The sequence below is a fragment of the uncultured Winogradskyella sp. genome, from assembly GCF_937958655.1.
Taxonomy (GTDB): domain Bacteria; phylum Bacteroidota; class Bacteroidia; order Flavobacteriales; family Flavobacteriaceae; genus Winogradskyella.
In genome coordinates, this window is the sequence record NZ_CALGNH010000062.1 from 1 (window position 1) to 11,453 (window position 11,453).

The following is an 11,453-nucleotide window of genomic DNA, read 5'->3' on the forward strand; positions in this document are numbered from 1 at the left end:
TTTGTTGGTAAACAAGCTTTAGGCGGCCAAGCTTGGGCGACTAAAAACAGTGGAGTGATGCTACATTGTCAATCACCTCAAAGCATGAAAATAAATCAAGGATTTCCGGTATCTTTAGAGGCTCAACTCTTAGGCGGATTAGAAGAAGGTATTAAACGACCAACTGCCAATCTCTGTACTCCAGGTTTACACGTCACTTTAAATGACGAACTTGAAACTACACATTGTATTAATTCCACTTCTAAAACTTTTTATGGTGAAGAATGGATAGATATAGAAGTTGAAGTTTACAACGATTCATTAATAAGCCATTTTGTTAATGGCAAGGAAGTCATTACGTATTCAAATCCAGTTATTGGTGGCCAATACAATACATTATTAGATAAAGAAGGTGAAAGCGTTAAAGGTGGTTACATCTCTTTTCAGAGCGAAAGCCACCCAATAGAATTTAAGAATATATTATTGCTAAACTTAGATAAGCAGTAATTTATTCTACAATAAATTTGCCTTGCATTAACGCAAAGTGTGCAGGAAAACTACAAATAAAATCGTACTCTCCAGCTTCTGGAGCCTCAAACTCAACTGTGGTAATTTGACCTCCACCAATCATTTTTGTGTAGGCAATAACTTGGTCTGTGCCCTCTGGTATGTAACCGTTATCTCTCGCTGTTGCAGCTTTAGCCGCAAAAGCTGCCTTATCTGTTCCTTGTTTTAAAATAACAATATTGTGTCCCATAATATTTGCAGCCATTTTACCGCTATGCTTTAAAGTTAACTTCACTTTTTGCCCGGCTTTAACACGTAATTCTTTTTTATCAAATTGCATATTATCATCGGCAACAATACCAAGTACTGCTACGTTAGAATCTTTTTTAGAAGTGTCCTCTTTTTTATAATCATAAATAGAATTTTCCTCTTTTTTTTCCTCTTTTCCTCCACAATTAAAAAAAGTTAAGCTTACTAATGCTACTAAGACAATTCTGAAATTTAAGTATGTTTTCATTTTAAATTTATTAGTGATATCACTTTATGGATTTACAAAGTAACTAAAAATGAACTATTCTGTCACCCAATTTTTACTTCTTTTAACAGCTTTATGCCACTGTTTTACTAATTGAACTTGTTTTTGGTCGTCTATATTAGGAGAAAACGTTTTATCTTTTTGCCATTGCTGGCGTATTTCTGACTTATCCTTATAAATTCCAACAGCCAAACCTGCAAGATATGCTGCACCTAAAGCTGTAGTTTCAAGGTTTGTTGGCCTTACAACGTTGCATTGAAAAACATTAGACTGAATTTGTAATAAAAGATTATTTGCTGACGCACCTCCATCTACTCTAAGTTCTTTTAAATCCGTACCAGAATCATTTTCCATTGCCTTAACAATATCATAAACTTGTAAGGCAATACCCTCTAAAGTTGCTCTGGCAATATGAGACTTAGTAGTTCCTCTAGAGATTCCCTGTATACTTCCGCGCGCATACGGATCCCAATGAGGCGCTCCTAAACCAGTAAAAGCTGGCACTACTATAAGCCCATCGCTATCCTCCACCTTACTTGCCAATGCCTCAATCTCTTCAGCATCATCAATAAGATCTAATCCATCTCTTAACCATTGTACAGCTGCACCTCCCACAAACACACTGCCTTCTAATGCGTAATGGGTTTCACCTCTTATTTGCCATGCTATTGTTGTTAACAGTTTGTTATTAGTGATTACAGGATTCTCTCCTGTATTCATAAGCAAAAAGCACCCTGTACCATAAGTGTTTTTAACCATTCCTTTTTTAGTACACAGCTGTCCAAATAAAGCCGCTTGTTGATCTCCTGCTATACCAGCAATGGGAATGCTAGCATTAAACAACTTTGTATGACCGTATATTTCGGATGAGGATTTTACTTGAGGTAACATGCTTTCTGGTATTTCAAAAAGCTCCAACAATTCCTTATCCCATTCTAGATTATGAATATTATAAATCATGGTTCTAGACGCATTACTTACGTCGGTTACAAAAACTTCGCCCTCAGTTAACTTATATATTAACCAAGTATCTACAGTACCAAAACATAAATTATGATCTGCTGCTAATGTTTTGGCTTCTGTAACATTATCCAAAATCCACTTAATTTTTGATGCTGAAAAGTAGGCATCTAATATTAACCCTGTCTTCTTTTGTATTAACTCATCATAACCTTTGTCTTTTAACGCATTGCACCAAGATGCTGTTCTTCTATCTTGCCAAACTATGGCATTGTATATGGGCTCACCTGTACGCTTATTCCAAACTATAGTGGTTTCTCGTTGATTTGTTATACCTATACCTGCTATATTCTTGGCGCTTATATCATCAGATATTAGCACTTGCTCAATAGTTTTAAGTTGAGACTCCCAGATGGCTTTTGGATTGTGCTCTACCCATCCGTTTTTTGGGAATATTTGTTCAAAATCTTGCTGCGCAACTTTAAGACTATTGCCATGCGTATCAAAAACAATAGATCTACTCGATGTTGTGCCTTGGTCTAAGGCTAAAATTAATTTTTCTGCCATATTAGTTTAGATTAAGTAAACAGATGCTACCTCGTTGAATGTTATGATTTGCTCTTTTTTCCAGTCTTCAGATTTACCCAATTCTTTTTGGAGTATGTTTGCCACAAGCTCCGCACTATCTACCGCAGCTAAAGCATCTAAAAATAGTAAGCGCATTCGTCTGGCCAGAACATCTTCAATAGTCCTTGCCATTTCTTTCCGCACTGCCCAAATAACCTGTCCTTTTGTAAAGTTATATTTTGGATGAATAATCTGATTGTAGCTGTCATTAGATTTTATAAATTGATCTAATTCTACAGCATCACTACCGTAATACCAAAGTTCTTTATTCAGTTTTTCTTTTTCATGTTCTGACAAATTTCCATGAATTGATAACGTCTTTGTTTTTGTATTTACTTTTCGAAGTCCGTATAAATCAATAGCCTCATTAACAAGATCTCTACTCATCTCTCTATAGGTAGTCCATTTACCACCTACTATAGAAAGTAAACCGCTTTCGGATTGAATGATTTTGTGCCCTCTAGAAATTTCTTTGGTACTACTCTTGTCACCTTCTGGCGCAACTAACGGTCTTAGCCCAGAAAATACGGACTGCACATCATTTCGTGTAGGTTTTTTTGTAAGATACTCTGAGGCATTGTCTAAAATAAAATCAATCTCCGTTTCTAAAGGTTTTGGCTCATAACTCGGCTTTTTAATTGGTGTATCTGTTGTACCAACCACTACTTTATTATGCCAAGGTATTGCAAACAGAACCCTGCCATCGCTAGTTTTAGGCACCATTAATGCCGTTGATCCTTTTAAGAAGGCCTTATCTAAAACTAAATGAATACCCTGACTTGGTACTATTTTGAGCTCTTTTTTCTTTCGCCCAGCCAATTTCATTATTTTATTAGAAAAGACACCTGTTGCGTTAACTACGACCGTAGATTTTACTTTTAAAATTTCAACTGTTTCGGTGTCCTTCACCTCGACTCCATTAATCTTGGAATTTTCATCCAAAAGCATATTAATTACTTTACAATGATTTACTACAATAGCACCTAAGTTAACTGCCGTTTGTGCCAAATTTAAAGCTAACCTAGCATCATCAAACTGACCATCGTAATACGTTACACCACCAAAAAGTCCTTTCGGTTTTAAATTTTCTATTTTATCCTTTGCTGTTTTCGCCGAAACTACATTTGATGTACCTATAGACAATCCTTTTGATAACAAATCATAAACGGTTAATCCTAAACCGTAATAATATTTATGCCACCATTGATAACTAGGGATTAAGAATTCTTGTCTTTTAAACAGGTGCCTTGCATTCTTTTCTAAAAGACCACGCTCCTTTAAAGCTTCGGTTACTAATTTAATATTTCCTTGTGCTAAGTAACGAACTCCACCATGGACCAATTTTGTACTTCTGCTCGATGTTCCTTTGGCAAAGTCATGAGCTTCAAACAGTGCTACTTTAAATCCTCTTGAAGCTGCATCAACTGCAATACCTAAACCACTGGCTCCTCCACCTATAACAACCATATCTAAATGAGTGGTTGATTTAAGTTGTTTTAATTGAAAATCTCTATTAAACATAAATTAGCTTTTGCTGATTTATTAAGATGTGTTACCTATTTTCTTAATTTTAATGTTGAAACAATTACCGCTAAGCTTGAAAGACATAATAAGAATACAAAACTCATCTTAAGACTAAAACCATTAGAAATATAACCTAAAATTATCGGTCCAAGTAAAAATCCTAAAAAACCAACACCAGAGACAAACGAAATGCTTTTCGATGCTGAGATATTTTCTGTTGTTCCTGCTATTCGTAAGAGTTCTGGAATGATAACGGACAGTCCTAACCCAATAATTCCAAATCCTATAACACTAAAAATAAGGTTTTCTAAAAGTACAAATAGGTATCCAATGGATGCCAAAGCACATCCTAAAATTACGATTTTTACAGATCCAATTTTAGCACTTATACCATCACCAAAGAACCGCCCTATGGTCATCATAATAGAAAATAAGGTAAAACCTATACCTGCTAAATTTTCAGAATGTACATGAACGACTTCTGTTAAATAAATTGAACTCCAATGTTCTATAGCACCTTCATTACCCATAATAACCATGGCTAAAAAACCTAAAACAAATAGGGGTTTCAATTGCTTAATTGGTAGCTTTACTTTTTCCTGAGATTCTTGTTGCGCTTCCTTAATTTTGAAATACTGTTTGTTGAGTAATACATTGGTGATAATCACAAAAATGGTCATAATTAACACATGGTAAAAAGCGACTTCAAAAACACCAATGAGTACCGAACCGATTACGGCGCCAATAGCACCACCTAAACTAAAAAAGCCATGCGCCGCAGACATAAAATTTACATTGTCTTTCCGCTCAATTTCCGAGACTACCGTGTTCATTGCGATATCTGTTAAACCCGAAAAAACACCAACAATAAACAAAGCGACACATAGTAAAACATAACTTGGCGCAATGTGTGGCCCAATAAAGACAATACTAAAAATACATATACCAAAAAAGGTGCTTTTTCCCAATCCTATTTTATTGATAATAATTGGTACCATAGGAATAAAAACCAATAAACCAAGGGCTAAACAGAACAGTGCAAAGCCAATTTGGGCGTCGTCTAGCTGTAATTTTTCTTTAACCTGTGGAATATATAACACCCAAGTACCGATCATAATATTTAAAGAACTAAATACCCAAACAATTGAGAAATAACGTTTATTTGTGAGAATGAGTTTAAGTGATTTCATTTTAGTTTTTAAAAATTGAATTAGGCGACTTTAATTCATTTAAGGCTTCTCTATACTTGGGCTCTAATAAAGTAAGTCCATATTGATAACTAGCGTTCATCCAACCGAAGCCTTCTTGGGTGATGTATTCAAACTGAGTTCCTACATTGCCATACTCAGCAAAGACCTTGTGCGTAGCGGCAACGACATCATATTTTTCTGGAATGGTACCATTGTAGTCCACTGCGTTACGCGTAATCATAAACAACCAACGGTAAACGAGTTCTTGTAATTCGGTATTAAAACCATAATGCTTTAGTCCTCTCCATATTAACATTTGGTGCGGAGCCCAACCGTTTGGATAATCCCATTGACGCTGAACAGCACCTTTAGGTAACTTAGCATCCATAACACGAGATGTACCAGCAATACCGCCTTCTTCCTTCAATGTCTTCATCATGGTTTTTACTATTTCTGCCACCTTATCGCTATCAACAAAACCTGCCCAAAGCGGAACGTAATTTGAAGCACTTTCAAAAAAGTTTTGTTCTTGTTTTATAAAATTGTAATCGAAATACTGCTGCTTCTGGTTATTCCACATTAGTGTGTTTATGAGGTGCGCACGATTGTTCATTTTTTCAATCCAATATTTATCAGTGTAACCTTCGAAATCGCCATCAAAATATTGAGCAATTAGTTGTGCAAAATCGGCTTCATATTTATAAAGTAAACTGTTTAGCCCAACAGTGTTTAAATCTGCGCAGACATCATCTAGACGCCAAGAGGTATCGTGGCCCGATTCTCGCAAACTTCTATCGTGTGTAAAATAGATATCTAGATTGGGTTCTACAATCTCACCAGACTGGTATTTAGTTGTAAATGCTTCAATACTCAATTTATGATCTTTTGCATAATGCTCTAAAACCTCATCAAAATGACCTACTTCTGTCTCTGGCGGAATACCAATACCTTCTGCATAATACCGATTTAAGCCGTTTGGTGTTAAACGTTTTCCTTTAACCATCCAAACTGTTTCATATTCTTTGATGGCAGTTTTTAAATGACTGGCTAGCCAATTTAGATCTTTAATTTCCTCAAAAACCTCTGAAATTAAGCTGGTGTAAAACGGAGGTTGGGTTCGGGTTAAGTAATAACTTCGGTTGGCGTTTAAGATTTTTCCGTAGTGTTCTATTTGATATTGAAAATTATCCGCCATGGCTTTTGCTAAATGTACTTTTCCGTCACAAATAAGTCCTATGGCTTCAAAGTAGCTATCCCAGCCATACATTTCGTTAAATCGTCCGCCTGGCACAACAAAAGGAACACCTTCAATTTTTCCATTAACTTCTTCTAATTTTAGGCTTAAAATCCCAGGCCTATCATTGATAGATTTTACATACACTGGAGAGATATCCTCAGGAAGGACAACTGTTTTGATTGGCAAGGTAGCCTCAAGACTTTGGTAATATGTAATGGCTAATGCGTCTAAATGCGAAACATAAACAGAAAGTACTTCCGTAGTCAGTGTTTCGTTCTTGGTATCAGAAATTAAGGCCTTAATACCAGATTTATCCATGCGTCTCGTTAGGCCTTTCCAGTAATAATCTTTAATCATTCGAGATACGCGATCTACAGGAGGTTCATCTATTTTATCTACCGAAAAAGAAGCGATTTGCTTTCCTTCTTGCTTTTGAATAACCAGCTCTTGTAATAAATTTGACAATTGGTAGGTCCCAATTACCTCGTAAGGTGTGCCATCTTGAGCATTAATGTTGAACACTTTTGGCCCTTTATCTTCGATTGTTATTTTTTTGTCACCATCGGTATCTTCTTGAGTTAAGAGTTGTAGTAATGTGGTTTTAATATGTAACTCAAAAATCATTTTTGAACCTGATATGTTGTAAGTCTATTTATTATAAAAAAGGATATTAAAATGATTACTAAAGGAATTAACGAAAGGTAAAACACACGATCACCACCTAAACTATCAAAAAGATTTCCTATAAGTAAAGACCCAACTGTACCACCAACCGCTGAGAAGAATGTAAGTATACCTGCTAATGCACTATGCATAGATTTATCAACACTTGTTAAAACTGTAGAATTGATTAATGGATACAATGGTGCTAAAAACAAACCAATAAGAGGAAATAAATACGATACTGCTGGCAAATCTGCTATTGATTCTACCGCTTTAGATTCGATATTTTGAGCCAATGGCAGTACCAAAAGGACAAGCATAACAGCTAAAACTACACTAGTAACTGCTATGTAAAGCCACTTAATACGTTTTGCTAAAATCCCAGTTAAAAATCTTCCCAATGCTATACATATCATTAGTAATACTGCCATTTGCGATCCTAATTTTGGATCTAATTTTAGGGTCTCCTTATTAAACGTTGGAAGCCAAGTCATAATACCTTGCTCTGTCATAACATACAAAAACGCAAAAATGGCAAATATCCATATTAAAGGATTATAGAACAGCGTAAACATGTCTTTAAAATCGTTGCCAATACCCTTAGAGGGTTCAGTTTCAACATTAAATTTTGAGAAAAGTATAATTACAAATGCAACAGCTATTAAGGTGGCCATTAAGAGATAACCTGTTAACCAAGCGTTTTCATCGGTTTCATCAAAAAATAAAGGAAACACTACATACATAAAAATGATACCGAGCATAAACACGGTTTCAATAAGGTTCATTAAAGAACTGTGCTCTTTTTTAGTATCAGTGATATATCCAATCAGTGCAAAAACCGCAACTTTAACTATGGCAAATGTTAAACCCGTTGCTAAGAATAAAAGCTTAACACTCCAAAATGAATTACCAAAGTACATACCTAAACATGCAATAAATACAATGGCTAAACTAATTAGCATGGCTTTTTTAAAACCTAATCTAGGTAAAAATGAGCCTACCAAAAATGCCATAACTGCAATAGATAAATCTTTGAACGGCTCTAAAATAGAAGCATCTGATTTTGAGACACCATAAATCTCTATGGACCGCTCAATTAAAATCCCAACACTATTTAAAAGTGCTGCAAATACAAAATAGATAAGAAAAAGAGAGATTTTAATTCCGGCGTTTTTCATAATAACTAAATTATTTACTGCCCTTCAGTTATTAAACTCTCAGCGCTTTCCGAGGATTTTGGTACGTTTAATCGCATTGCCAAGAAAGCCGCTAAAGCAAAAAATACACCTGCAAACAGCATCGCATTAATAGCATTATCACCCAAAATATATTTATATATTGGTCCAAAACTAAGGGTTTGTATTCCCATAGGAATAACGATCATCATATTTAAAATTCCCATATAAACGCCACGTCTATCTTGAGGCACAATTTTGGAAACCATAGTATAAGGAATACCCATCATGGCAGCCCAACCAATACCAAATAAAACCATAGGTACTAACACTAAGTTAGGATCTGTGATATAAGGTATTAAAAACAGTGCTATAGCTGTACCAAATAAACTCAATGCATAAACCTTTTTACCTCCAAAACGAAGTGTTAAAGGCACTAGCATTAAAGCCACTACCATTGTTACTGTATTATAGGTTAAACTCATCTTTGCAGCTTGTGAAGCAGCTTCAGACGTAGTAAATCCCATTGTTTTTTTAAATAATGGTGTGGTAAACTGCCAATAAATAAAAAGTGCATACCATTGAAAAAGATAAACACCTGCAATTTTCCACATAAATTTTGGCATATCTTTTACAGCATCTTTAATTTCTTTGAATGGTTGTGATACGCGTTGACTAAACGGTAAACCTTTAAGCTGATTAATTTCTTCCATTTCTTCGTCACTAGGTGGTATCTCTGGAGTCTTGAAAACAGAATATAAAATTGTTGTAAGTGAAAGAAATGCTCCTATAAAAAATGAATAGTACAGCCATTGCGGAATTGTACCTGCTTCTTCTACAGATTCACCACCAAACCAATATTGAAATAGTACAATTGACCCATTGGCGAGAAGAATACCAGCTCCAACAAATAAACTTTGCATTTGGTAGCCTAGACTTAGTTGTTTTTCTGGAAGTTTATCACCAACAAAAGCACGATAAGGTTCCATGGCCATATTGTTACCAACGTCCAAAATCCATAGCAATCCTACGGCAAACCAAAGTACTGGACTATGTGGAAAAGCAAACAAACACAAACTTCCTAATAATGCACCAATTAAGAAATAGGGTTTACGTCTTCCCCATCTTGGGGACCAAGTTTTATCCGACATGGCGCCAATAATTGGCTGTACGATTAATCCCGTTACAGGCCCTGCTATATTCAAAATAGGAAGCATATCCTCAGGGGCACCTAGATATAAAAATATGGGATTAATTGCGGTTTGTTGCAGACCAAAACTGTATTGAATTCCTAAGAATCCTACATTCATATTAAAAATTTGCCAAAAAGATAATCTTGGTTTAGTTAGTTTCATCTGTTAATATTTATTGTTAATAATTGGTCAGATGGAATTCGCCATTAAACATCTTGGTGGATATCAAGTCATTGTTATGGCTCATTTCATACATTAAAAGTTTATGATTGATTCTTAGATCTAGGACTAAATATAAACAATTCTATAGACTATTGTTTCTTATAGTCTTATCAGCATGCATAGCGTGTGCTTTAATAATATTATGCTCAATTTCTAAGACCTTTTCATTGAAGTCATCCATAATGTCTCTCCCACGTTTTTCTCTATTAGCTTTAGTTTCTTTAAAGGAATTTTCAATGAATATTTTGTAAGCAGGTTGTTTAAGTAGCATCGTATAGGTTCCCTCTACTAAACAAAAATGAAAGTCACTAGGGTAAATTATTTCTTGATTGCTTGTATTTTCTTGATAGTTAACAAGTGGTTTTTTTAGTTGATCTTGTGAACTTAAAAATCGCTCAAGATCTAAATCTAGTCGTTCTAAATTGACCTCTGAAACCCCTACATTAGAAATAGCTTCTAAACGCTTGTTGTGATTATCTTTTGGAGGTAAAAAAAAGTAATCATCGAGATGAAACATATAGCCTTTTAAATTTAGCTCGGTTTCAATATCTAAAAGAAGTGCATAGGCTAAAGACGTTTTACCACTACCCGATTCTCCTCCAACAGCAATGCATAGGCGCTCGCCGTTAATGAGCTGATCTTTTAATGCTGCAATAACTTCTAAATTATTTTGTTTAAAACTAGCGTGGTATGTTAATTTATCACCAATCATAATTTGTATTAACTACTTATATTTGGAGTGTCAGATGTACTATTTTTTATTGGCATAAATATTTCTGATTTCCATTTTAGTGCATCACCACCAAAATTGGGATTATTATAAAAATATTCAACCGGTGTTAGTTCAATTTCTTTATTAAGATCTTTAGCCTTTTTAATTAAGGTGTACCATGCTCTGTCTGAAGTAATGTAATTACCATTGTATGTAGCCTTTAAAGCCTTTTTAGCAAACACGCGTTTATACTTTATAAGATTATGTTCTGGTAATTTATCAGATCGCTTAATAGGAAAACAAAAGTTGTAATCTATACTATCGTTTTCTATATCCCAATGTGTAATTTCAACAAATGGTGGCCCATTTAATTCTACTTTATTACTAGCCATTACGCTTGCTAATAAACTATAATTTTGCATCATACCTTTTGCTTTGTCCGATTGTTTGCCTTTTAAGGGTACGTAAGCACAATAGGTAGATTTTAATTCACTTTCTCCATCAAACGTAATTTTAATAGTCTCTAAGTGCTCATTTAAAAACTTGTAGAAATCGTTTACGGTTTTTGAGGCTTGTAAGGCCATAGGAATTTCCGAAAACGGCTTTTTTATTCTATTCATTACACTATGATCTTTATCCTTAATGCTAACCTTAACCGTTGATGTAGAATCGTTAATGACATCAAAATTCCATTTATACAAATGTGTGGAGTCTTTAAATTTTATAGTTTGTTCAATGTCTTCAAATCCATTCTGCGAAATAATTTCACCTTGTATTTCGTTATTCCATGCTTTGAGCGATTGGTTTATAGTACCAGGAAGGGCCTTTGCTTCAAAAGTAACTTTGTAATCCGCCGGATATAAAAACAAATAAAATAACAATGCCAACACTAGGCTAATGACAATAGTTCCTATTATTTTTTTTATCAT

Annotated in this window: 10 protein-coding genes; 1 reads left to right on the plus strand and 9 read right to left on the minus strand. The window is 34.8% G+C overall.

The genetic code is table 11. From position 1 onward, the window contains the following. Nucleotides 1–486: DUF1080 domain-containing protein (locus Q0800_RS11400; protein ID WP_299129707.1), on the plus strand; the 486-nt coding region annotated here is incomplete at its 5' end. 1 nt (nucleotide 487) lies between these two features. Here Q0800_RS11400 and azu read toward each other — a convergent pair. The 9 genes from azu to Q0800_RS11445 all read right to left on the minus strand — a co-directional run bounded on the left by azu (nucleotide 488) and on the right by Q0800_RS11445 (nucleotide 11,453). Continuing rightward, nucleotides 488–1,003 carry an azurin gene (azu, locus tag Q0800_RS11405; protein ID WP_299129709.1) on the minus strand — a complete coding sequence of 172 codons (516 nt, stop codon included), beginning with the start codon at nucleotides 1,001–1,003 and terminating at the stop codon, nucleotides 488–490. Between the two features lie 54 nt (nucleotides 1,004–1,057). Next, complete coding sequence (glpK, locus tag Q0800_RS11410) at nucleotides 1,058–2,548, minus strand: glycerol kinase GlpK (RefSeq protein ID WP_299129711.1); 1,491 nt, start codon at nucleotides 2,546–2,548, stop codon at nucleotides 1,058–1,060. 6 nt (nucleotides 2,549–2,554) lie between these two features. Then, nucleotides 2,555–4,129: a glycerol-3-phosphate dehydrogenase/oxidase gene (locus Q0800_RS11415; protein WP_299129714.1), complete on the minus strand. Its 1,575-nt coding sequence runs from the start codon at nucleotides 4,127–4,129 to the stop codon at nucleotides 2,555–2,557. 35 nt (nucleotides 4,130–4,164) lie between these two features. Beyond that, on the minus strand, nucleotides 4,165–5,322 hold the full coding sequence (locus Q0800_RS11420) for an MFS transporter (RefSeq protein WP_299129716.1): 1,158 nt from the start codon (nucleotides 5,320–5,322) through the stop codon (nucleotides 4,165–4,167). Between the two features lies 1 nt (nucleotide 5,323). Further along, nucleotides 5,324–7,183, minus strand: coding sequence for an alpha,alpha-trehalase (locus tag Q0800_RS11425; protein WP_299129718.1), 1,860 nt, complete (start codon nucleotides 7,181–7,183; stop codon nucleotides 5,324–5,326). Further along, nucleotides 7,180–8,400 (minus strand): MFS transporter, encoded by a 1,221-nt coding sequence (locus Q0800_RS11430; RefSeq protein ID WP_299129720.1) that lies wholly within the window; start codon nucleotides 8,398–8,400, stop codon nucleotides 7,180–7,182. Before Q0800_RS11430 ends, Q0800_RS11425 begins: the two co-directional genes overlap by 4 nt. A 14-nt stretch (nucleotides 8,401–8,414) precedes the next feature. Next, nucleotides 8,415–9,752 carry an MFS transporter gene (locus tag Q0800_RS11435; protein WP_299129723.1) on the minus strand — a complete coding sequence of 446 codons (1,338 nt, stop codon included), beginning with the start codon at nucleotides 9,750–9,752 and terminating at the stop codon, nucleotides 8,415–8,417. 142 nt (nucleotides 9,753–9,894) lie between these two features. Continuing rightward, nucleotides 9,895–10,524, minus strand: a complete 630-nt coding sequence (locus Q0800_RS11440) for a hypothetical protein (protein WP_299129725.1) — start codon at nucleotides 10,522–10,524, stop codon at nucleotides 9,895–9,897. A gap of 8 nt (nucleotides 10,525–10,532) precedes the next feature. Beyond that, entirely contained in the window at nucleotides 10,533–11,453 is a 921-nt protein-coding gene (locus tag Q0800_RS11445) for a GyrI-like domain-containing protein (protein WP_299129727.1), read from the minus strand.